General features: G+C 61.2%; 17 protein-coding genes. 7 read left to right on the forward strand and 10 right to left on the reverse strand.

Features of this window, described 5'->3' with window-relative positions; translation table 11 throughout:
- Positions 1 to 71 precede the first annotated feature (71 nt).
- The 5 genes from NKH63_RS13255 to NKH63_RS13275 all read right to left on the reverse strand — a co-directional run bounded on the left by NKH63_RS13255 (position 72) and on the right by NKH63_RS13275 (position 6,560).
- Positions 72 to 1,124, reverse strand: coding sequence for an ABC transporter permease (locus NKH63_RS13255; RefSeq protein ID WP_352484056.1), 1,053 nt, complete (start codon positions 1,122 to 1,124; stop codon positions 72 to 74).
- Positions 1,124 to 2,641, reverse strand: coding sequence for a sugar ABC transporter ATP-binding protein (locus NKH63_RS13260; protein ID WP_352484055.1), 1,518 nt, complete (start codon positions 2,639 to 2,641; stop codon positions 1,124 to 1,126). Before NKH63_RS13260 ends, NKH63_RS13255 begins: the two co-directional genes overlap by 1 nt.
- Positions 2,638 to 3,636, reverse strand: coding sequence for a LacI family DNA-binding transcriptional regulator (locus tag NKH63_RS13265; RefSeq protein ID WP_352484067.1), 999 nt, complete (start codon positions 3,634 to 3,636; stop codon positions 2,638 to 2,640). Before NKH63_RS13265 ends, NKH63_RS13260 begins: the two co-directional genes overlap by 4 nt.
- Positions 3,637 to 3,894: 258 nt before the next feature.
- The gene (locus NKH63_RS13270) at positions 3,895 to 5,001 is read right to left on the reverse strand and encodes a glycosyltransferase (protein ID WP_352484054.1); all 1,107 of its coding nucleotides are present in this window, start codon (positions 4,999 to 5,001) and stop codon (positions 3,895 to 3,897) included.
- Between the two features lie 8 nt (positions 5,002 to 5,009).
- The gene (locus NKH63_RS13275; protein ID WP_352484053.1) at positions 5,010 to 6,560 is read right to left on the reverse strand and encodes a GumC family protein; all 1,551 of its coding nucleotides are present in this window, start codon (positions 6,558 to 6,560) and stop codon (positions 5,010 to 5,012) included.
- Between the two features lie 325 nt (positions 6,561 to 6,885).
- Between NKH63_RS13275 and NKH63_RS13280 the strand changes: the two genes are divergently transcribed.
- Positions 6,886 to 7,953 carry an acyltransferase family protein gene (locus NKH63_RS13280; RefSeq protein WP_023720700.1) on the forward strand — a complete coding sequence of 356 codons (1,068 nt, stop codon included), beginning with the start codon at positions 6,886 to 6,888 and terminating at the stop codon, positions 7,951 to 7,953.
- A 155-nt stretch (positions 7,954 to 8,108) separates the two neighbouring features.
- The gene (locus NKH63_RS13285; RefSeq protein ID WP_352917945.1) at positions 8,109 to 9,419 is read left to right on the forward strand and encodes a VpsF family polysaccharide biosynthesis protein; all 1,311 of its coding nucleotides are present in this window, start codon (positions 8,109 to 8,111) and stop codon (positions 9,417 to 9,419) included.
- 19 nt (positions 9,420 to 9,438) lie between these two features.
- Here the strand turns inward: NKH63_RS13285 and NKH63_RS13290 are convergent, their stop codons facing one another.
- Complete coding sequence (locus NKH63_RS13290; RefSeq protein WP_352484051.1) at positions 9,439 to 10,746, reverse strand: glucosamine inositolphosphorylceramide transferase family protein; 1,308 nt, start codon at positions 10,744 to 10,746, stop codon at positions 9,439 to 9,441.
- A 336-nt stretch (positions 10,747 to 11,082) separates the two neighbouring features.
- On the opposite strand from NKH63_RS13290, the gene wecB reads away from it, so the two are divergent.
- The 3 genes from wecB to NKH63_RS13305 are packed head-to-tail and all read left to right on the forward strand — an operon-like array spanning position 11,083 to position 14,361.
- Positions 11,083 to 12,237: a non-hydrolyzing UDP-N-acetylglucosamine 2-epimerase gene (gene wecB, locus NKH63_RS13295; protein WP_352484050.1), complete on the forward strand. Its 1,155-nt coding sequence runs from the start codon at positions 11,083 to 11,085 to the stop codon at positions 12,235 to 12,237.
- Positions 12,230 to 13,561, forward strand: coding sequence for a UDP-N-acetyl-D-mannosamine dehydrogenase (wecC, locus tag NKH63_RS13300; RefSeq protein WP_352484049.1), 1,332 nt, complete (start codon positions 12,230 to 12,232; stop codon positions 13,559 to 13,561). Before wecB ends, wecC begins: the two co-directional genes overlap by 8 nt.
- Positions 13,558 to 14,361, forward strand: a complete 804-nt coding sequence (locus NKH63_RS13305; protein ID WP_023720694.1) for a WecB/TagA/CpsF family glycosyltransferase — start codon at positions 13,558 to 13,560, stop codon at positions 14,359 to 14,361. The genes wecC and NKH63_RS13305 overlap by 4 nt, the downstream gene beginning before the upstream one ends.
- Positions 14,362 to 14,572: 211 nt before the next feature.
- Here NKH63_RS13305 and NKH63_RS13310 read toward each other — a convergent pair whose 3' ends face one another.
- Entirely contained in the window at positions 14,573 to 15,391 is an 819-nt protein-coding gene (locus tag NKH63_RS13310; protein ID WP_352917946.1) for an isocitrate lyase/PEP mutase family protein, read from the reverse strand.
- Between the two features lie 228 nt (positions 15,392 to 15,619).
- Positions 15,620 to 17,059, reverse strand: coding sequence for a lipopolysaccharide biosynthesis protein (locus tag NKH63_RS13315; RefSeq protein ID WP_023720692.1), 1,440 nt, complete (start codon positions 17,057 to 17,059; stop codon positions 15,620 to 15,622).
- A 169-nt stretch (positions 17,060 to 17,228) separates the two neighbouring features.
- Between NKH63_RS13315 and NKH63_RS13320 the strand changes: the two genes are divergently transcribed.
- Positions 17,229 to 18,347 (forward strand): glycosyltransferase family 4 protein, encoded by a 1,119-nt coding sequence (locus NKH63_RS13320; protein ID WP_352484047.1) that lies wholly within the window; start codon positions 17,229 to 17,231, stop codon positions 18,345 to 18,347.
- On the opposite strand, the gene asnB is transcribed toward NKH63_RS13320, so the two are convergent.
- Positions 18,321 to 20,246, reverse strand: coding sequence for an asparagine synthase (glutamine-hydrolyzing) (asnB, locus tag NKH63_RS13325; protein WP_352484046.1), 1,926 nt, complete (start codon positions 20,244 to 20,246; stop codon positions 18,321 to 18,323). The two genes, NKH63_RS13320 and asnB, sit on opposite strands and share 27 nt — an antisense overlap.
- Before the next feature lie 173 nt (positions 20,247 to 20,419).
- Complete coding sequence (locus NKH63_RS13330) at positions 20,420 to 21,661, reverse strand: glycoside hydrolase family 5 protein (RefSeq protein WP_352484045.1); 1,242 nt, start codon at positions 21,659 to 21,661, stop codon at positions 20,420 to 20,422.
- 116 nt (positions 21,662 to 21,777) lie between these two features.
- Here NKH63_RS13330 and NKH63_RS13335 point away from each other — a divergent pair, with 116 nt between their 5' ends.
- Positions 21,778 to 23,706 (forward strand): heparinase II/III family protein, encoded by a 1,929-nt coding sequence (locus tag NKH63_RS13335; RefSeq protein WP_352484044.1) that lies wholly within the window; start codon positions 21,778 to 21,780, stop codon positions 23,704 to 23,706.
- Positions 23,707 to 23,760 lie beyond the last annotated feature (54 nt).

Below are 23,760 nucleotides of genomic sequence, written 5' to 3' on the forward strand. Positions count from 1 at the left end.
GTTGGTTTGCTGAGCTTCACTCTCCCGACGCCGGGTAAGCTGGCGTTCAGGGGTCTTCCAATGTCGCCCACTTAACGGACCAGACCTTCGCGGCGACGGACGAGGGACTGAAGAACCGCCGCCAGGATGATGATCGCGGCTGTCGCGAGCAATTGCAGGGCGGGTGTGATGTTGTTGAGTTGCAGGACGTTGGCGAGCGCGCCGAGCATGATCGTGCCGGCGACCGTGCCGACCATCGATCCGGCTCCACCGAACAGGCTGGTACCGCCGATGACGACCGCGGCGATGGCGGTAAGTTCGTACCCGGCGCCGTCATTGGCACTGCCGAAGTTGAACTGCCCTGCATGGACGATGCCGGCGAGAGCGGCCGCGAAGCCGGTGATCGCATAGACGGTGATCTTGACGGCGGACACCGGAACGCCCGAGAGGCGCGCCGCCCGCTCATTGCCGCCGACGGCAAAGACATAGCGGCCAAAGCGGGTCGTGTTGAGAACCACTGTGGCGATCGCCGCAAAAGCGATGAAGACGATGGTTGCCACCGGCACCACATTGTTGAACAAGCGCTCGCCCAGAATGGCAAATACCGGAGGGGCAAGCCCGGGTCCGTCGCCATAGGAGATGTTGATGTACTCGTTGCCCGAGACGACCAGGGCCAGACCGCGCGCGGCCTGAAGGCCCGCGAGGGTGACGATGAAGGGCTCAAGGCGGAAGCGCGTCGAGATCGAGCCCTGAACGGCACCGAAGACCACGCCGGCAAGAAGCACGGCAAGAATCGTCGGCACGAGGCCAACACCGCCATTGATCATCATCGTAGCCGTGACGACACTGGCCAGGCCAAGCAAAGCGCCAACCGAGAGGTCGATCCCCGCAGTGATGATGACGAAAGTCATGCCGATCGCGATGATGCCGGTCTCGGACACGGCGCGTACGATGTTGGCGATGTTGTCCGGGGCGATGAACAGTATCTGTCCGTGCCGGCGCGGCGAGAAGATGATGCCGCCGATCACGACGACCACCAAGCCGATCAGGCTCTGGAAGCGGACGATGAGTGCAAGCGGATCGCGCCGCTTCTGAGCTGTCTTGCCGCTCGGCAGTTCGGTATCCGCCGTGCTGGTGTCGGACATCAGGAGGCCTTTCCGGTTGCGGCGGCAAGCACCGTGTGTTCATCGACGCCGCGCTCGAATTCCGCCACGTTGCGGCCCTCCCGAAGAACCACGATGCGATCGCATAGGCCAATCAGCTCAGGCATTTCGCTCGAGGCGACGAGTATGCCGAGGCCTTGCGATGCCAGATCGCGAAGCCTGGCATAGATTTCCGCCTTGGCGCCGACGTCGACGCCACGCGTCGGTTCATCCAGCAACAGCAGCCGCGGATTGCCGAGGATCTCCTTGGCGAGCACCACCTTCTGCTGGTTGCCGCCCGACAGCGCGCCGACCGGGATGGCCGCATTGCGCGGTCGTATGTCGAATTGGCCGAACGAGCGCGCCACAGCGGCTGCTTCGCGTGCAATCGACATGAAGCCGCGCGGTGAGATTCGTCGCAGCACCGACATGACCAGGTTGCGGCCGACCGTCGTACGCAGCATCAGTCCGCTTCCTCGCCTGTCGTCGGTGACGAAGGCGACGCCGGCCCTGCGCGCAGCTCTGATGGACTCGAGGCGCACCGGGCGATCGTCGACCTCGACGGTGCCGGCCCAACGGCCTGCCAGGCCGGTGCCATAGAGCGCGCTGAGCAACTCGGTACGGCCGGCACCCATGACGCCCGCCAGCCCGACAATTTCGCCCTCATGCACGTCGAGCGAAACGTTTTGGGGAACCTGCCAGCCGGCGCTGGCTCGAGCGGGATGGAAACGGGCGTCCTTGAGATGAAGGAGCCGGCGACCTACCGTGCGTGTGCGTTTCGGGTAAAGGTCCTCCAGAGGCCGGCCGACGAGAAGGCTGACCAGTTCGGCCTGTGGTGCGTCCGGGGCTGTCGTCCCGGCCACGCGGCCATCGCGCATCACCGTTACCCGGTCCGCAACTTGGGGAACCTCCTCAAGCCGATGCGAGATGTAGATGATGCCCACGCCGGTGGCACTGAGCTTGCGCATGATGGTGAAGAGCCTGTCCACCTCGCTGACCGTCAGGGCCGCCGTCGGCTCGTCCATGATCAGGACACGCGATGCATAGGACAGTGCCTTGACGATCGCCACGACCTGACGATGCCCGATCGACAGTTCGCCGACGGGCCGTTCGACATCGATGTCCAACTCGATGGCGGTCAGCCGGGTGCGGGCTTCTTCGCGCATCCTTGCGACATCGAGAAAACCGCCGGGCTTCACCAACTCGCGACCGAGGAAAAGATTGGCCGCGACATCGAGGCCAGGCACGAGATCGAGTTCCTGGAAGATCGTGGCGATGCCGGCGGCCTGCGCTTCGCGCGGATTGGCAAAATGCACCGGTGCGCCATCGATCGTGATCGTTCCTTCGTCAGGGGCGTGCACACCGGACAGGATGTTCATCAATGTCGACTTGCCAGCGCCGTTCTCGCCCAGCAGGGCATGGATCTCGCCCACGCGCAGTTCGAAATCGACGCCGCGCAAAGCGTGAACGCCACCGAAACGTTTAACGACGCCATTCATGGTCAGAAGCGGCGAAGTCATGCCGGTCTTCCGCAGGATGCGCGCAGGCGCAGCGTCGGCTCAAGGCGAACCGTGCGTCGTTGGCCATCTGGAAGTCCAATCCGCTCAATCAGCAACGCGGCTGCCTGCCGGCCCAAATCCTCGCAGGGCTGTTCGACCAGCGTCAGTCGCGGCTCGAAGTAATCGGCCCATTCGAAATCGTCGAAGCCGACCACCGATATGTCCCTGGGGACAGCGAGCCCTCGCTCACGGACCGCGCGCATCACGCCTATCGTCGACAGATTGTTGCCGGTCACCAGGGCAGTCGGAGGCACCAGCAGCGACAACAGCGCATGGGCGGCGGTGCTCGCACTGGCGGTGGTCGCGTTTCCCGTCACGACGTAGTCCGGCACAAACTCCAGGCCGTTGGCCTCCAGTGCCGCGCGAAATCCGTTCATGCGCTCCAGCGTGGTGGCAAATCCCCGCTGTCCGGCAACAAAACCGATGCGGCGATGTCCGAAGGACACGACGTGGTCGATCAGCGCGCGGATGGCCTCGAAATTCTCGACACCGACCTGATCAAAGCGATCGTCAGGTAGTCGGTCGATCAAGACGCAGGGCAGGGACCGTTCCGAGAGATATCGCAATGCAGCTTGCGGCGCGGCAGAGGGCGCCAGGATGATCCCGTCGACGCGTCGCTGGTGCAGTGCCTGGACGACAGCCAGTTCCTTGTCGGGATCGTCCTGCGTATCCGACAGGAACACCATGAGGCCAAGGCGCGCGCACTCGGTCTCGACGGCGCAGATGATGTCGCTGAAATAGGGGTTTGAGATCGCCGAAATCGCCAGGCCGACACTGCTCGTCGAGGCCAGCTTTAGCGAGCGTGCGACACTGTTGGGCATATAGCCGAGAGCAGCGATCGCCTCGCTCACCGATCTGGCAGTGGCCGGGGAGACATAGCGGGTTTGATTGACGACGTGTGAAACGGTCGACACCGACACGCCTGCCCTGCGAGCGACCTCGACGATCGTCGTCATCGCGGAGCTGTCGCGCTCGACGTGGTGACGGGCAAGCGCACGCACGCTCCTCCTCGAATCTTGCGTTTCCCAGTCTCACAATCTTTGAATCCGCCTGGGCGGCCGTTGTGACTTTCCGAAAGCTAGCGCCATCGAAACGTTTGCGCAACCGGTTTTCTGGCTTGATGTGACTTGCTTGCGCCGAAATCAGCCAGGACTTCCGTGCCGGCCATCAGCTGCGGCTGGATGCCACCGCGATCTGTTGGCCGGGCGCGACAACTAGAGCAAGGCTTCGTACCGATCGCCAATCGTGTCGACTGTGAAATCCGCCGCCCGGCTTTTCAGGACGGCAGCAGGGGTGGGGTGGTCCAGCATCTCGGCCATCGCCTTCGCCAGGGCTGCGGCGTCACCGACCGGCACCAAGGTGCCGAAACGGCCGTCACCGAGTATCTCGCGCGGGCCATGCGGAGCATCGGTGGAGATTACCGGGACACCGGCAGCCATGGCCTCGACCAACACGTTGCCAAAGCCTTCGCTGGTGGATGTAAGGACGAACAGATCGGCTGCGGCATAACAGGCTGCCGGATCGTTGACGTAGCCGGCAAAGAGCACTTCCCCGCCTATGCCGGTACCTTCGGCATAGGCGTGCAATTCGGCAGCCAGCGGACCTTCGCCGAAGATGACAAGCCGGGCAGGGCGGCCGGCGCGCAGGGCAGCGAAGGCCCGCAGCAAAGTCCGGTGGTCCTTGACCGGCACCAGGCGCCCGGCGGTGGCGATGACCGGGCCATATCCCATCGCTGCCAATTTTGCCTGCCAGGCATAGGAAGTCCCCTGCGGTGCTTCAGCCGGCGGCAGCGGGTTGCTGATGACCACGACCTTGGATTCGGGGAAGCCGCGGGCGATGATGTCACGGCCGACACCCGCCGAAACGGCGATGGCTTTGGTCGCGCGCGCTGCAACCAGCGCGGAAAGCCAGATCGCCAGCCTCGCGCCGAGGCCGCTCGCAGGCAGCGAGGCGGCGGCGTGGAAGCTTGGAAAGAATTTTGCGCGGCTTCTGGCCAACATGAGTGACAGCGCCATGACCAGATTGGCGAATTCCGGGGCACTATAGACCGCATCAGGATCAAGGCGGCGGAACAAATTTGCGCTTCGCACGATGCCTTTTAGCGTCGCCGACTTGGCGTAACCCTCGCCGCGCAAGAGAAGGCCGAAGTCGACCAGATGCACGGCGGCGGAGCGCAGCGCCGCGTTAGGCCCTTGCGCGTTCCAGGTAAAAAGCGTGACCTCGTGGCCACGCGACGCCATTTCATTTGCCATCAGGACGAAGACACGCTCGGCGCCGCCGCCTCGCAGGCTGGCGATGTGGAAAACGATGCGCTTCGCCATGCCTTGCTTCAGGCTCGGCTGGCAGCAAGGTCTGATCTGTTCGGCGGCCGGCGCATGTCGCGGATAATGCCCATGCCAATGGCCAGCAGCATGCCCAGGGCAAAGCCTGCGAACGCTCCTGCGCCTGCCACCAGGGCAGTGCGCGGGGGCCATGAGCGCCCTGGCGGGGGCACCGCGGTCGAAATCACCTGTACGTTTGTGGTGTCGATCTGCTCGCGCTCACTGATTTGGCGCGCACGTGACAGAAAGCTCTCATAGACCGCTCTCTTCGAGGCCGCATCGCGTTCAAGCTCACGCAGGGCGACTTCGGACTCGCTGTCGGTGAAAACGTTGCTCTTCAGATCGTTCATCCTGGCGTTGAGAGAGGCCAACGAGGCCCTGGCCTTGTCCAGGCTGGACTTTGCCGTTCCGACGGTGCGGGAGAACTCGGCTCGGAGTTGCGAGTTGACGGTCTCGAGCTCCGTCCTCAGCCTGACAATCGTCGGGTGGCGCGGACCGAAGGTCATCGACTGTGAGTCGATCTGCTGTCGCAGGCTGTTTGACCTGTCGCGCAGCGCCGCGAGCGCTTCCGAAACCGTGGGGTCGGGATTGGCCCCATTTATACCGGAGGCAACCAGGGCGTCGTAGCTTGCCTGCGCGGCGATCACGCGCGATTGCGCATCGACGATTTCGCCGTTGAGCTGCGTCATCGTCTGCGAACTGACGAGCTGGCCATTGCTGGAGGACAGGTTGTGGCTGCGCCTGTAGCTCTCGACCTTCTCTTCGGCTGCCTGGACGTCGCTCTTGAGTTGGCCAAGCCGGCTGTCGAGGGCAGCCGCGGCACGGCCGGCACCGGCAGCTTCGGCCTTGGCCAGTTCTTCCTGGAAGTTTTTGACTATGGCCTGCGAGATCAGGATCGCTTTGGCAGTGGTTTCCGCGGATACCGAGAGGGTTGTGACAAACGAGGTTGGGTCCGCAGCGGCGTTTACCCGGTCCGCCAGGTTCTTCAAGGCGATAAGCTTCGGGTCGGGCTTCGCCACCGCGCCAGACGTAGACGTGCTCCGGTCTGGATCGAAAAACTCTGGATCGTGAGTCAGATTCAGTTCGTCCACCACACGGGAAAGCACGTTGCCCGAGGTCAAGATGCGCTGCTTGCTGCGTGTGTTGAGCAGCTGGCTATCGACCTGGCCCGGTTGTGAGTAGAGGTCGTTTTCCACAACCTGCAAATTGGAGGGGTTGATGAGTACCTCTGTCGTGACGGTGTAACGCTGCTTGCTCAGCAATGCATAGGCGCCGCCGACAATGCCGCCGATTACCGCCAGCATGAACGCCAGGGCGAGACCGGCCCGCAGCCAGACGAACAGGCGTCGAAAATCGAGCTCGAGGAAATCGCCGATCTTGTCCAGGGTCACCGTCGCGACAGGCTCGGATGGTTGCGGCGTCACCGGTGCGGAGCTGCGCGCCGCGACTGGGTCATGCTGTTGCAGCATCGCCCTGCGCCGCGCATTGGCGATACGCTCGAACGCACTGTTATTGGAAGCCGTCGCGGAGATCGGGGGTGTGCCGGAACCGGCAGACATGGTGACAACCCTTGTTAAATCGTTACGCTTGGCCTGCTCTACAGAAACATCGTTAATATCTTATTTTCCAAGCTGGCCCATTTTGCCGTTCATCCCCCCTTCCGTCCGGCGGACGTTGAAGGGATTCGTTGCCCAGAATTTGGCGCGCATTCTTGCCGTCGCCCGATTTGCGTCCGCAACCGGTGAGTGATTTTCATGAAATCGGTAACGCGCACTTAACGGCGCGGTTGTATTGAAAAGATGGCAATGCCTTTTGAATGACATCTGAAGCACTGACCGCGACCTGCAGGATGGCGTCAGTCGCCTGCAATTGCAGGAGAGGAACGTGACGAAATTCTATTCGGTCCAGTATCTTCGCGCCTGCGCCGCTTTGTTGGTTCTGTTCGCGCACGCTTTTTCCTACCAGATCGGCATAGATAATCCGATTATCGTGACTGCGGGCCGCCTTGGTGTCATTCTGTTCTTCGTCATTAGCGGATTCATAATGGTCTATATTACGGGGAGCGGTCCCTTCTCTGCTCCAACCTTCCTGAAACGCCGAGCGATCCGGATCATCCCCCTCTACTGGCTTTTCACAAGCGTCGCCGCACTTCTGGCAGCTCTTGCACCAAGTCTCTTCCAGAAGACCGTCTTTACGTGGCCCCATTATCTCCAGTCGCTGTTCTTCGTTGTCCACCAAGCGCCCGAACGAGATGGCGTCAGCCCAATTTTGTCACTCGGCTGGACGCTCAATTATGAGGCCTATTTCTATATCGCATTCGCGGTGCTCGCATTCCTATCGGTGACCGCGCGCGCATTTGTGTTGACGGTCTTTTTCATTGCGATGTGGCTGGCCGGGCTGTTGATAGCTCCCACCAACCCTGTTCTCCAGTTCTATCTGAACGCTTCGCCGGTGGCCTTCGTCGTCGGCATGTGGATAGGCCGGCGCTATCTGGACGGCGGCTTTGCTTCCGACACACGCCATGTCTGGCTACTCGGCCCTATGGCCGCTGCAGGCGTGTTGCTTGCATTCGTCGATGACGGCACGCCGCTGATGAGCCAGATCAGCTTCGCGGGGCAGGTAATGTGGGCCGCCAGCCTGCTTCACCTTGGCCTCATTCTGGAACCGAAACTGAAGCACTGGAGCCTGCTCGAAGAGCTCGGCAACGCCTCCTATGCGCTTTACCTGTCGCATATCTTCGTGATCGGCGCCGTAGCCTACCTGGCCAGGCGCACCATCGGCTACGACCATCCGGCAACAGTGTTGCTGGTCTCGGTGGTCAGCATCGTGACTGCCTGCATAGCCAGCCTGGTGATCCACCAGATGATCGAGAAGCCGATTCTTCTCATTCTGAACGGCAGAAGGAAGGTTAGAGCCACATCGCTTCCTTACGCTGCCACGGGGAACAAATAAGGAGACCGTGCAAACGTCCGGGCATCGAACTTAACGGTTGTGGCAAACGCATGGCCCGGCATATTTTGACAACACACACGCCGCATCCGTTCGGCAGTCTCTTGAATGGATCTCGTGGCCGGAATGCCGTTTGAATACCTTCACTTGGATGGGCCATGAGCTATCCTGCTGCCGCATCGGAACGATTGTTGTCCAGCCAGGCGCGCCGTCAAAACGCGTTGTCGCTGCTGTTTTTCCTATGCGCCGCATTCGCGTTCCTGCTGCGCTTTACGGTGTCGCCGCAGGTGATGAACATGGTCGTCGACTATACGGCCCAGGGAGGCTCGTTCTACGAGAAGCTGCATTTCGGCACTTACGCGATCTTCCTGCTGCTTGCTGTCGTTCTTTTCAGCCGACCGTTTCTGCTGCAGGGCGACGAAATTGGATTATTCAAGGCGTTGATGCGCTATTCGGTGCTGATGTTCGCGCTGGTGCCTTATCTGTTCATTACCGGCCGTGCGGGCTCCTCCGGGTTCATCATCGATACCTATCTGGTGGCCGGCGCCACAGGCCTGTTGATGCTGGCATTAAACGCGGAGTCGCGGCGGGCGCTGGGCGACGTAGTGCTTGGAATGGCCATCCTGAGCGCCGTGATCGGCACTATCGAAGCGGTGACTCAACATCGATTCCTGCCTTACGGCATCAACGAACTGCAGTTCAGGCCGATCGGCCTAGCGGCCCATCCGCTGTCACTAGGCGCGCTCTGCGCCACTGTCATCGGATTCGTACCGCTGACGCGCTGGCGCATATGGGTGCGGGTGGTGGCGATTTTCGTATTGGTCGTCGGTTGTGCTGCATCGGGCGCTCGCGCCGCGCTTCTGCTCGCTGCCGGAGAAATCCTCATTCTGCTGCTGTTCGTGCCTTGGCCGGGCCTGTCGCTCAAGTATGAGCGGCAGGCCAAATTTGTCGTGCTGATGTTCACTATGACAGGCGGCGCGGTGCTTGTTGCGATGCTGTTTGCTGGCGGTCTGCTGAACCGGTTCAGCAACACCATTTTCGACCAAAATTTTATGGCGCGGGTGACGATCTACCAGGTGTTCGGACTTGTCAGCTGGAAAGACATCCTGTTTGGCATGAACGGCGACGAACTCCTGGCGATCGTCAACGAGAAGCTGCATCTGCCGTTCATCGAGAGCGCGCCGGTGGTCATCGTCATGCTCTTCGGCCTGCCCATAGCCGTGCTCTTTACGGTGCTGATATTCTGGTTCGTTTTTCGGCTGCTGCGCGGGGCGCCGCTGCCCGCATGGATAGGCATCATCACCTTCCTGCTTGCTGCGCTGTCGAACAACGCGCTCTCATCAAAATCGCCTGAAATCGCGATTATTGTGGTGTTGCTGCTTGCCTATAGGAAGCAGCCCGATAGAGGCCAGCTCGAGAGCATGCCTTCGGCCGCTGCATCCCACCCAAACCCGGCCGGGTCTCGTTAAGCACGGACCTCGGATCCGGTCAGCCGGCGCTATCCACGACCTCGACATCGCCGGCGCGATTGAGCGTGTGGATACCCGCCCGCGCCCATGCCGGCCCCGGATCGATTGGGCGGGGCAGTTCAAAACGGACGTCGAAATCATTAAGCCGATCCAGCCGCATCAACCCCAGGCCACCGCCATAGGCTCTCGAGCCGTTTTGCACCGGCAGCAGCAAGGCGTCGCCCTGACGGATGAAAGCGCCGCCCGGCCGAGTGGCCGAGTGATCGACGGCGACGGGATTGAGCGCATGCGCTACCCAAGGCCCACGCAGCGCCGTGGCGGAATAGACGGTCATCGTGTCCGACGCGCTGCCGTGACCGAACCTCTCCGTCCCCAGCAACCAGAAGCGGCCGTCGGATTCTAGCAGCGTGGCGTCGTTGAAATCCCTGTCCGCGATCAGCACCGTATCGCGTACCCAGCGATCCGGAAACTGCACGGCACGGTAGAGCACCAGTTCGCGTGCCGTAGCGCTTTCAGGAATCATGAAAATTTCGCCGGAGTGGGCGAACACCTGCGGATATGACAGGTGATGCGCTTCCTCCAGCACCAACCTCGGCACGCCGAAAACGCCGTCGTCGCCAAGTTCAGCGACGGAAATCACGCCGCGGCCGGTGGCGTAGGGGAACTCCTCGACAAAAAGATAGTGGCGGCCGTCGCGTTCGAGAACGAACGGATCGGCGTAGAATCGCTGCCCGTCATCGGCAAGCACGGTGAACGGCTTGCCATCCAGCTGTCCGGTTTCGGCGACGCCTGGACCGTCGATCAGCCGGTAAGCAACCTGCCAATAGAAGGGGCGCCGGCCACGTCGCAGTTTTTGCACGGCACGGTCGACCAATCCCCTGCCGAAAAAGGGCAGATAGTGCCGGATAAATCCGCCTTTCTGCAGGGGTGGCGCCGGGCTCTCGGCAATCGGCGCAAGTTTGCCCGTGGAAAAGCGGGCGACACATTGGGCAATCAGGGAGATGGCGCCGGCGAGCAGGTCGTTGCTGCTGCGGGACAGCCAGAGCCGATCGCTGATCATCGGCCGCGCCCTGGCGATGGCAACGCCGTCGAAGCGGGCGGTGAGTTCGGGTAGCCGCCCGCTCGCCAGTATCTCGGTCATGCCCGCGGCAAAGCTGCTGCGGCCACAAAATTCGAGCGTCAGGACAGGCGTGCCCCGTCGTGCGGCGGTAGCGGTGAGATCGACTATAAGGTCGGCGGGGCCGGTATCGCCGGACGGCAACGGCTCGGAACGGCTTGCCAGTGAGGGGCCGAAGCGTCGGCCCTCGAGCGCCAGCACATTATCCATCCCGCGCGCGTTGGCTTCAGGCGTCGGCGCGCGGCAACTCGAGACAACGTGTCCAGCCGCGCTCAACCGCACCAGAAGCTCATTTTCCCAGCGCCGGGATGCGTCGGCGTGGCCGATGATTAAAATATTAGTCAATCCAATATATTCTTTTTCAAGACTACTACCATAGACTATTTGTCAGCCCGACCTTTCACAAGAGTTAACCCGGGAGAACGCGGCCTTGGTTGTTAATCATATATTAAGAATTGAGATCACGAAGGCGTTTTCCGGCGCTATTATGGCTGTTGCGGACAATAGTCGGCATGTTTCGAGTGCTGCAGGCGGCCAGGATCAGCAATGAACGTCCTTTCACGTCCAAAACTGCCGTCCAGGCGGAAACTGCTGATCGTGTTCGGCACGAGGCCGGAGGCGCTCAAATGCTTTCCGGTGGCGCGCGCCGCCCTTGCTCATCCAGGCTTCATCACCGAAATATGCATCACCGCCCAGCATCGCGAGATGGTCGACCAGGTTGTCGAACTGACCGGCCTGCCGGTGCATCACGATCTCAACATCATGCAACCCGGCCAGTCGCTGTTCGACGTGACCTCGCGCGTGCTCTTGGGCATGGCCGAGGTGCTGGACAAGGCGAAGCCCGATATCGTCATGGTACAGGGCGACACCACCACGGCGATGGCCGCGGCTCTGGCTGCCTTCTACAAGCGCATCCCGGTCGCTCATGTCGAAGCAGGATTGCGCAGCCACAACATCAACTCGCCGTTTCCTGAAGAACTGAATCGCAAGATTGCCGGCGACATCGCCACCTGGCATTTTGCGCCGACCGTTCAGGCGCGCGACAACCTCATCGCCGAAGGAAAAGCCGAAAGCACTATCTTCGTGACCGGTAACACCGTGATCGACACGCTGTTGCATTTTTCAAGCGCGATCGATGCCGACAGGTTGATGAACGCGAAGCTCGCCGCCCGTTTCCCCTTCCTCGACCCTACGAAGAAAATGATCCTCGTCACCGGCCATCGCCGCGAGAATTTCGACGGCGGCATCCAGCGCATCTGTACGGCGTTGAAAGGATTGGCGGCGCGCGGAGACGTGCAGATCGTCTACCCTGTCCATCCAAACCCCAATGTGCGCTCGGTGGTCAACGCAGAGCTGGAAGGCGTGCCGAACATCCATCTGGTCGAGCCGCAGGACTATCTGCCGTTCCTGTATCTGCAGAAGCAGAGCTATCTGGTGCTTACCGATAGCGGCGGCGTGCAGGAAGAAGCGCCTTCGCTCGGCAAGCCGGTGCTGGTGATGCGCGAGAATACCGAGCGACCCGAGGGGATCGTGGCCGGCACCGCCCGCCTCGTCGGCACCGATGTCGAGAAAATCCTGTTCAACGCCAATCGCCTGCTCGACGATCAGGCTGCCTATCGCGGCATGGCGGAACGACACAACCCATATGGCGATGGCCGGGCCAGTAACCGGATTGTTGAGGAACTGCTGCATCATGGCTGAAATCAAAACCGTTTCCGTAATCGGCATGGGCTATATCGGCCTGCCGACCTGCGCCATTTTCGCCAGCCGAGGGCTCGACGTCATTGGCGTCGATGTGAACGGAGCGGTCGTCGAGAAAGTCAATCGCGGCGAAATCCACATCGTCGAGCCGGACCTTGACGGCCTGATCCAGAAGGTCGTGGCGAACGGCAAGCTCAAGGCCTACAGCACGCCGCAGCCGGCGGATGCGTATATCATCGCCGTGCCGACCCCGATGACCCACGACCATAGGCCGGACGTGACCTACGTACTGGCGGCGGCACGAAGCATCGCCCCGGTGCTGAAGCGGGGAGACCTTGTGGTGTTGGAATCGACATCGCCGGTCGGCACGACACGCATCATGAACGGGCTGCTTGCCGAGTTGCGGCCTGACCTCAAATTTCCTGTCCTGCATGACGAAGACGCCGATGTGCTGGTCGCCTATTCGCCCGAGCGCGTGCTGCCGGGAAAGGTGCTGACCGAGCTGATCAATAACGATCGCTCGATCGGCGGATTGTCCCGCAAATCGTCGGAACGGACCGCGGCACTCTATTCAACCTTCGTCACCGGCGACCTGTTCATGACGACGGCCGAAAGCGCTGAGCTGGTGAAACTTACCGAGAACGCGTTCCGCGACGTCAACATCGCCTTCGCCAATGAGCTTGCCGCAGTGTGTCAGGACCTGTCGCTCAATGTCTGGGAAGTGATCGATCTCGCCAATCGGCACCCTCGCGTGAACATCCTCCAGCCGAGCCCGGGCGTTGGCGGTCACTGCATTGCGGTCGATCCATATTTTATCATCGACGCCGCACCCAACAGCACGCGGCTGATGGCTTCCGCACGCCGGATCAATTCCGAGCGGCCCATGTCGGTGGTCAGGGATATCGAGGCTTTGCTCGACCCCTCCCGCAAGCAAACGATCGCCTGTCTTGGCCTCAGCTTCAAAGCCAATATCGACGATTTGCGCGAGAGCCCGGCCGTCGAGGTGGTGAAGCTTCTGTCCGATAACCCCAATGTGAAGATCATTGCGGCTGAACCCAACACAAATGCGCTGCCGCAGGAACTCGAGGGCAGGGGCATCGTGTTCACCGACGCACTTTCGGCCATCGACAAGTCCGATATCGTCGTCCTCCTGGTCGACCATCGGCAGTTCAATCTGGTCGACCCCGAAGCGCTCAAGGACAAGAAGCTCGTCGATACAAGGGGCCTATGGACCTGGCGCAAGGCACGCAAGCCCGACGCCCGTATCGAAGGCAAGAAACCAGAAGTCGCACAAGTGACGCTCGCAAGGGAGCAGGCTGCATGAACGCGCACGACCCGGCTTGGGCGCAGCATTCCCTGTTGGCATCACGGCGCCGGGAGTTCCTTGGCGCACCGATCCATGCGCTGACCATGGCCGAGACGCTGGCCATCGCCGACGAGGCGATGACCGTGCGGCGGCCGCTGCATCATGTGGTCGTGAATGTCGCCAAGCTGGTGACCATGCGCCAGAATGCCGAACTGCGCGAGGATGTTGCAGGGGCGGACGTGGTCAATGTCGACGGGATCGGCGTGCTTTGGGGCGCACGTCTGTGTGGCGTCGCGCTGCCCGAGCGGGTGGCGGGCGTCGACATCATGATCAATCTGCTGAGCCTCTGCGCGAAGCGTGGGTTCAGGCCCTATCTGCTGGGGGCCGAACAGCACGTTCTCGATGCGGTTGTAGCGAGACTTGCCAAGGACCATCCGAGCCTGGTCATAGCGGGGATGCGCAACGGCTATTTCAAGCCGGAGGATGAGGCCGGGATCGTCGCGGCGATCAACGCGTCGGGCGCCGACTGCCTGCTGGTGGCCATGCCGACACCGCGTAAGGAGCGATTTCTCAAGCGCTACCGCGACGAACTCGCCGCAAGCTTCGTGATGGGCGTGGGCGGCAGTTTCGATGTCTATGGCGGCAAGGTTGCCCGTGCGCCGAGGCTGATACAAGCAGCCGGCCTGGAGTGGCTGTTCCGCGTGGTCCAGGAGCCGCGACGCTTGTGGCGCCGCTACTACGACACCAACACTGCCTATGCCGGGCTGCTGTGCCGGGAGTTCTGGGAGCGTCGCTGGCGCCGAAACGCCGGTTTATAGGTTCGCGTTCACCCATAAAACAGGCGTTGGCCGTGGGAGCGACGTTCGAACTCCCGAGACTAAGGCCGTGACTTGGAAAACGGCGCTTAACATTGGGTTATCTGAGTGTCACGATCGTAGATGCCGGTCTCCGAATCATGGCCTCTCAAATATCAAGGTAAGCGCCCGCCTTGCGGCATGTTGCAGCCGGGGGCGCGTCACCCTTTCGGACTTAGATTACGGGTTTAGGATCGCGAAGGCTGTTCCAGGCCGGAGCGCTTTCCAACGCCGCATAGTTCCCCATTGCGATCTCCTGGACTATTTTCATTAGTGCTCCGCCAGCCGCGCGCGCAAGTGACCCGCCCGCGCTTATCCGCCGTACGCCCGCCCCGGCAATCTGCTCAAACGTGAGACCGGAAACACCTTGGCCGAGGACATGATTGACCGGCACGCTGACAGAGCTGCAAATCTGCTCGAGAGACGCCAGATCCGGGACACCCGGCGCATACAGCACCTCAGCGCCAAGAGCTTCGAAGGCCTTTAGGCGGCGAGTCGCCTCGTCGAGACCATACACGCCTTTACCCACCCCATCGGCGCGGGCGGTGAGCACGATGTCGTATTTTCGAGCAGCTGCAACCGCCGCCGCTACACGTGCCACCGCAGCATCAAAATCGCGTATTGGCTGGCCAGGCTTTGGTTGTCGATCTTCGATCGAAAGTCCAGCCAATCCCGCTTCGGCGGCAAGCCGGACGGTTTCAGCCACGCCTTCTGGTGTGTCTTCATAACAATCTTCCAAATCGGCAGTGACCGGCACGGTCGTCGAGGCGGCGATCTCGGCGGCATATGCCAAGCTTTCGTCGCGGCCGACTTCCTTTGCTCCGTCCTTCTTTCCCTTCAAGAAGGCGTAACCCGAAGATGTTGTCGCAAGCGCCCTAAAACCCAGACCAGCCATCATTCGCGCGCCGGCTACGTCCCATGGGTTTGGGATCAGGAAGCAGCCGGATTTATGAAGAACGCGAAATTGTTCAACCTTCTTGGATCGGGAAATCACGCTGCCCCCTCAGACTTGGAAAAAAGCCGGGTTCGACTAAATGCCGATGATTGCAGCTTTTCAATCGTCCGTTTTTCCGCCGAGCGCGACGTGCGGACCACTATGGCGCCTCCTCTCATGACCCGAACACCCGGAGATTGAATGTCCGGTATGCAAGAGCCCGTCTCCGGCAAGGTACACCATGTGTTGTAAGCCTCGGAAATACCCGCTTACAGATCGCTTGCGAAATTACGCGATCCGTAGCCGCGCCCGCAGCTGGGCGAGGAATTGCGTCGCTGCCACAGGGTGGAATAGCGAGGTCAGCCCGAAGAAAACCGCAGCTCCGGCGGTGCCGCCGGCGATAAGCGAGAAGATTGCCGGCACATCGCCGGCCACCATGCTGGCAAGCTTGGCGGCCACCCCTGTGCTGAGCGAGATGATTGCCGAAACGCCAATGTCGCGCCACGGCACCGGCACCGGCGTGAGCCGTTCGCTGATGATGATGCAGGTTATGGAGCCCACCACCGAGCCGCCCGCCAGCGCCAAAGCGGCGCCGATCTCCGCCATCGAAGGGATCAATAGCAGAGACAATGCGATTGTTGCCGCCGAGCCGAAGAGATTGGCGATGATCAGCAGCCACGGCCGTTTGTGCGCGTGCACCACGACGCCATAGACGAAGCTGGTGAGGTTGGCACACAGCACGCTGAAGGCGATGATCGGAAACAGCAGGCCGAAGCGGCCGTGATATTGCGAGGGCAGCATGAGCTCAGTGATATCGCTGCTGAGCGCGACCAGCATAGCTGCAATCGGCAGGCAAAGCCGCATCATCAAGGCCATCAACTGCGATAGCAACCGACCCGATGCGGCGGGCCCGTCCTCGTCGAACCGGCTGACCACCTCGGGAAAGGCGCCCATGTTGATGGCGTTAGCGACCATGTCGATCGGTTGGCGGGCCAGCGCATAGGCTGCGGCGAAGATCGCCACAGCGCTGGCATCGTAATAGAACTTGAGGAACAGACGCTCCGCGCTGTTGAGCCCGAAGCCAACCAGCGCCATGATGATCAGCGGCACACCGAGCGCAAAGAAGTCTCTGTGGGTGAAGCGCGGCGGACCGGTAACGACGCGTCGGGATGCCATGATGCCCGCCACGATGCCGGCAATCAAGGCGCCGAGGCTCGAGCCGAGCGATACCGTCAGAAAGCTATCCTGGAAGATAAGGATGGCGCCGATCGGCAGCGCGAGTTGCAGCAGGGCACGCAGGGCTTCGAGCATCGAATAGACCGAGTGGCGCTGCTGCATCTGCAGCACCGTCAACGCGAAGCGGCTGATGGATCCGGCGACAAGATAGCCGCAGACCGCGATCGCGAACTCGACCCAGCGTTCCGGCACGACCACCGCCGACGCGCCTACCGATATGACCAGCGCCAGTGCCGTGGTGGCAAGCAACACCTGCCCGGCCAGCATCAGGCTGCCGCGGCTGACTTCGCCCTTGCCGCCAAGCCTGAGCAACGCGATGCGCAGCCAGTTGGTGACGGCAATGTCGGTCATTTCGCCGACGGTCACCACCAGAGTGAGCAGGCCATACTCGGTCTGGTCGATCAAACGCGTCACGACGACCAGCAGGAGCAACGCCGAGATTCGCGTCAGCAGGATCGCCGGAGCATAAATGAGCGTGGAACGGAGCAGCAAAGGCGTGTCCCTGGAAAATTCACCTTCGACTAGCCGCCGATTGGCGGAAAATCCAGCGCGATGACGGCGAAGGGTGAACAGATTCAGTTTGAACTAAAAGATTTGCCGTAAACCTTATCGGGAACGTTTGCTTTGCAGTTACCCGGTCTGTGTTATTTAGAGTACCATCATGTTGCAGCGCCTCATATCCGATCGAAAAATACATGTCCTGGTCGCGACGCCGTCGGGCGTTTCGGGCCAGGGCGGCATCGACCGCATCATGGGGGCGCTGAAGCAGGAGTTCGAACGGCAAGAAGTCACCGACATCGATGTGCGCTTCCTTGCCAGTCGTGGCTCGGGGCATGTCGGACTTTCGATCTTCTATATGCTCGGCTTTTGCTTACGGATGCTTAAAGCGCGTCTGGCTGGACGCGCCGATGTCGTTCATATCAACATCTCAGTCTCCGGCAGCACCTATCGCAAGATGGTGATCGCCGCCTGCGCACGGCTGCTGTCGATACCCTATATCCTGCATTTGCACGGGGCGCAGTATCAGACATTCTGGAAAGACGATCACGGGTTCATAAGCCGCCGTATCAAAGCTCTGTTCGAGCATGCCGATCGGGTGATCGTTTTGGGCAGGCTTTGGCGCGATTTCGTCGCCAACCGGGCGCCAGGCGCTGCCGGCAATATCGTGATCGTGCCCAATGCGACCGAAGTCCCGTCGCTGGCGCATGTCGGTGGCGGCGGCCACGTGCATATCCTGTTCCTGGGTCGTATCGGCGACCGCAAGGGCGTACCGCAATTGTTGGACGCGCTGCATCGCATGAACCCCGTCAAGAACTGGCGCGCCACGATTGCCGGCGATGGCGAAATCGATGCGGCACGGGCAAAATCGGCCGGGCTGGGGATCGCAGACCGGATCGCCTTTCCGGGTTGGGTGGGACCCGACGATGTCGCGTCGCTGATCTCTTTCGCGGATATTCTGGTTCTTCCCTCCTTCGCCGAAAACCTGCCTATGTCGGTGATCGAAGGCATGGCAGCCGGTTTGGCGGTGGTGGCAACCCCGGTTGGCGCGGTCGAAGACATAATTACCGACGGGCAATCCGGGCTGCTGGTGCCGCCAGGCGATGTTACTGCGTTGACCGACGCGCTGGGCCGCCTCGTGGAGAGCCCAGCACTGAGGGCGAGGCTTGGTGCCGGTGCCATGGCCGTGCATCGGGAACGGCTTGAACTCGCCCCGTTTGTCGGCGCAATCTGCGATGTCTGGCGGTCGGCGGCGTCAAGCCGTCAACCGGTCAAGCGCTGAGGCTGATGATCGCGGCGGCGCCTCAAGCCCGAATTCGCGGTGGAATATCTCCAAATTCAACAGCGCCCATATCAGCTTTTCGTGGTCTGCGGCACCCGTGGTGTGTTCCGAGACGATTTGATCAAGCTGTTTCGGGCTCAAATAGCTGCGAATGACGGAGTTAGGCGAGCAAAGGTGGTCGTGCACGTAGTTCCTCATCGACCCCCGAAACCATTCGGCGACGGGCACCTTGAATCCGATCTTGCGGCGGTTGAGAATTTCCTCCGGAAGTATGTTGGCCATGCTGCTGCGCAAGATCAGCTTACCCTTCCGCCAACCCACCTTGTAGCGATCGGGCAATTTGCTGACGAACGCAACCAGATCGCGATCGAGGAACGGCATTCTTCCTTCGATTGAACCGGCCATCATCATCCGGTCGCCTCGTTCCAGGAGATTGTCGGGCAACCACGATGTCTGATCGAAAAATAGCGCGCGGCGAAGATGGGATGCTGTCGCGCTTGAGGAAAACGGTAAGTTGTTGCGTCCATTGCGGCAATTGGCCGGCGCACCGATGAGGCGACTGTGTTCCTGCTCTGTCATGGCTCCAAACCAGGAGATCATCCGGGTGGCAAAGTCCCTTTCACCCGCGCTTCGGGCAAATGTATCGAACTTGGCCGATGCGCCAGGCATGGCACGTATCAAAGGGCCGAGGAGGTTGTTGTGGAGCAAGGCTGGAACGAGCGACCGGTAGATTCCAGCCAGTGACTCTGCGCGATGTTTGGGATACCCGCCGAGAACCTCGTCTGCCCCTTCCCCTGTGAGCACCATCTTGACGTCCTGTGAGGCTCGCTCCGACATCAGGTAAATTGGAATGTCCGAACTTTGTGAAACAGGCGCCCCCAGATGGCGAATCAACTTCGGCAGGTGGTCAATCAGGTCGTCCGCTTCTATGACCAGTTCGCAATGATCGGTCTTGAAATGATCGGCGACGCGTCGGGCGAATGGAAGTTCACTATAGGCCGGTTCGCTGAAACCGACCGAAAATGTGCGAATGGGCTTGTCGCTGTGCTTGGTCATCAGGGCGACGATTGCTGACGAGTCGAGGCCTCCGGAGAGAAAGGCGCCGAAAGGTGCATCGCTGCGCATTCTGATCTCGACGGAATGGTCGAGCAGTTCCAGAAATCGTCGCTTGGCGGTTTCGTGGTCGATGTCCTCGGTCAGGTCCGTTTGATCTGGAGGCGTATAATAGCGCGTTTCCGTCACAGTCCCTTGCGACCAAACGGCATAGCTTCCGGGGTTGAGCTTGCGGATTTGTTTAAAAAGCGTGCGCGGTCCAGGCACGTAACGCCAGCGCAGGTACTCGTGCACAGCGTCCAAATCGAGTTGCTGCGCATTTGGCTGCGATGACAACAACGCGTTGATCTCTGAGGCAAAGGACAGCAGTTTTTCGCTCTGCATGAGGTAAAGGGGCTTTTTGCCGAACGGATCACGGGCGAGGATCAATTCGTGCCTCTGAGCATCCCAGAGCGCAAAAGCGAACATGCCGCTCAACCGTTCGAACATGGACAAGTGCCACTGATCATAAGCTCTGAGCAGCACCTCGGTATCGGAGCGCGTTCGAAAATGATGACCGAGGCCGATCAGTTCCTGGCGCAGCTCGATATAGTTGTATATTTCGCCGTTGAAAATTATTCTGAGATGGCCGTCCTCGATATGCATCGGCTGATTTGACTCTGGCGCTAAGTCAATAATCGCCAGGCGGCGATGGACCAATGCCAATTGTTCCTCGCCAGTATTCAAGTCCAAGAACTCGATGCCTTCGGCATCGGGACCGCGATGCCGCAATGCATTTGACATTCTGGCGGCCCGCTCTTGTGGATTCTCGGCCCTTCGGCCGATCCACCCGGCAATTCCACACATTGTTCCCCCTAGGCGCGCGTATTCCTCACTCCAGTACAACAAATGTATTAAACACTTCGTGGCTAACAGATCGAGCCGCGAGGGAAAAACTGCCACAGGCCGTTCTCGATCCAACCTGGCGTTGAGAGGATCGAAGTTGACGGCTGCTCATCCGCGACGAGAACTGACGGCAATTAGGGCAGGCCCAGTGCCTGCAGCATCTCCGGGTCGGGCACCGGGGGGCCATCGGGCCGGATGAGGCTCATCCCATAGCGATTGGAGAACTCCCAGACAGACCATGGGATCGCGAAGCGTTCGGCCTCTCGGCGCACCGCCTTGAGATAGCGCGAACGGTCGGCCTCGAAGGCGCCCATGCGGCCGTCCGCTGACATGAGGATAGCGCCGAATTCGCCCATGAAGAGCCGCCGGCTTGGAATGCCATGGCCTTCAGCCCAGTCGACGGCCTGACGAAAGCTCGTCTCGAGTTGGCTCTGCCCCCAGTTCTGCTCGAAATATTTCGCTACTGCTTCGCGCGCGGTGGCCATGTTCATCATCTGCTCGACCCTGCTCAAGCCGGCAGCTTCCATCCGCGCCCTAAGGGTTTCGGTCACCACTTCGGGTGTACTGCTGTCGGCAGGCCAGGGAAGTCCCGAAACAAAGCTGTTTGTGTCATCGGGCCGCTGGTGGGTGAAGCTGTGCGGCTCATACATATGGAAGCTGTAATAGAGGTTTGGGTCATCGAAGCCGGGGCTGAGGTTGACCAGTCCGGCAATGCTGCCGCCGCAGGCGCCGGTCGCAACGATGGTGAGTTCGCTGCTGACCGCTCGAATGTCGTGGACGGTCCCCGCCATGATCCGCTGCCAGTCATCGCTGCCGCTTGGATCGCAAGGGTAATATGCGGGCTCGTTGTAAGGTTCGAGGGCGACTTTGTCGGTGCCTATCTTGACCAGCATGGCGGCGACCGCCACAACCATCTGGCGGTAGCCGGCAACGCCCTCGCTGTCGGCGCCGCCGTAGATCATCTCCATGCTGTAGTCCGGAACCTGAGTGACGCCATGCAGGTCGAAAACCACCTTGAGGCCGGTCGACGTGATCCGCTCGACGGCGGCGGCAAGTATGTCCAGCGCCTGCTGCCGCCTGGCGCCCTCGCTGGCAAGCAGAGGGCCGGGATCGACGCTCAGCCGGACGAAGTCGAAGCCCATCGATCGGATGTGGGCAAACACCTCCCCGGCCGGCCAATCGGTGAACGGCCTGCTTCCCGCAAGCCACTCCTTTTCGCTGCGATAGGGCGGCCAAACGTAGGTTCCGTCTTTCTCCACCGGCGACCAGTTGAGCCACTCATGCACGCCAACGCCGCGCTTGAGAGGGATGGGCGCTGCCTCGGCCGCCATAACCACGGCGAGCACCCAGGCAACAACACACACCGCTTTTCTCATCGCTCTCTCCGCATGGTCGCCGGAGATATTAACCGCAACGAACGGGAAAGAAGATTGCCGGCGCGCAGCTTTTCGACGGCATGGTATACAAGGACCGAAACGTTGACGGGGCGTGCATGAGAATCGGCTGGTACATCAACCGATTGCGCAGCATGGGACCGGCCGAGGTGTTGCACCGGCTGAGCGAGCAACGTCGAAGGATCGCGTCGCGCCGCCGCGATGATGGGTGGGAGCGCTATCCATCGCCGCAGTTGCACCCGGTGCTGCCGGGATTTCGCCACGCTGTGCTGGCAGCGACCGACGCTCAGCGGCAAGCCATAGCGGCGGCCGCGCAAGAGACGCTTCAGGGCCGGTTTTCGGCACTCGGGCGGACATGGCCAAAGCGCGAGCCCGATGTTTTGTTTCCTGCTGAGCTTTGGCGTCTTGATCCGGTGACCGGCAGGCTTTGGCCTGGCTCCGAGGCTCATACTTTCGACATCGATTTTCGCCATGGCGGCGACCTTGGCGATATAAAATATGTCTGGGAAATCAACCGGCTGCAGCAATTGCCGCCACTGGCTGCACACCTGCTCCTCAGCGAGGACAATCGGTCCCGGAGGGCCATTGAGGTGGCAATCGGCAGTTGGCATTCCGCCAATCCGCCGTTCCGAGGCATTGGCTGGGCGTCTGGCATCGAGGTAGCGCTGCGAGCCATCAGCCTGATCGTCACCCTGGACCTCGTTGGCGACCGGCTTGACCCGACGACCCTGCGGAAAGCCGGTGAGATACTCGCGGCAAGCGCCTATTGGCTGCCGCGGTTTCCATCGCGATATTCCTCCGCCAACAACCATCTCGTCGCAGAATTGGCTGGCGAATATCTGGTCGGCCTGGCGCTCGGGGCCGAATCCGAAATCGCCCGCGGCGCCCTCCTGAATGAGACGCACAAGCAGATACTCGCCGACGGCGCCGGTGCCGAGCAAACGCCGACCTACGCAGCCTTCAGCGCCGAACTCATCTTGCTGTGCGCCGCCGCGGCACGCCAGGCGGGAACGCCGTTTCCCCCCGCTGTCGAAGCGCGTCTGGGTGCCTTCGCCAATTTCGTCGGCTGGCTGCCACTGAAAGCCGCCCGCTTCGGCGACGACGATGAGGGCCGCGTGCTGAAGCTGGGGGACGAGCCGAACTATATCCGATCCGTCGCGGCCGCCATCCAAAGCTTACTGGGGACGCCGGGCAACGCGCCGGGGCCCGACGACTTTCGTTCGCTTTTCTTTGGTGCGCCGTCGGGCCCGGCACCGGCGGTGCATGGCTTGCAGACATTCGCGCGAGGTGGGCTCTCCGTCTGGCGCGGAGCAATGAATGGCCGCGATGTCGAACTGACGTTCGACCATGGGCCGCTCGGCTATCTCTCGATAGCGGCGCACGGCCATGCCGACGCGCTGTCGCTCACCCTGTGCATCGACGGTGAGCCGGTGCTGGTCGATCCGGGCACCTGGCTCTACGGTTCGGGAGGCGCATGGCGCGACTGGTTCCGCTCCACGCCGGCGCACAACACGCTGAACATCGAGGGTAAAAACCAAAGCACCATCGCTGGGAATTTCAACTGGTCGCACAAGGCAGTTGCGACGCTGGTGGACAGCGAGCCTGGAACGCACTGGAGGCTGTGTGGCCGGCACGACGGGTATAGAAGCCGCTTCGGCGTCATGCATCAGCGCACTTTGGCGCGCCAGGCCGATGGCATCCTCATCACCGACCAACTGCTCAGCGGCAAGCATCAGTCCGAGATCGTCTTCCAACTGGCCGCCGGCCTCTATACCGACCGGCATGAAAACACGGTCACGGTGTTGCGCGGCGACGAGGCGCTATTGGCCATCCGCTTTCCTGATGCCGCGCTCGATATCCGCGCCGGCGGTGACATGCCGGGGCAAGGCGGTTGGGTTTCACTGCGTTTTGGCACCAGGCAGCAAGCCGAACGCCTCGCCTGGCACGGTGAAGTGGGCGAAGCTGGAATCCATATCCATCTTGCCCCAATTCACCCGCCGCAACGGCAAAAACCGGCGCCAACGTAGAGTTGCCGGGCGAGTTCCAGCCGTATTCGACATTAATTACGTTTGGACATTTAG

This window comes from Mesorhizobium sp. M0960 (assembly GCF_040319055.1).
GTDB lineage: Bacteria > Pseudomonadota > Alphaproteobacteria > Rhizobiales > Rhizobiaceae > Mesorhizobium.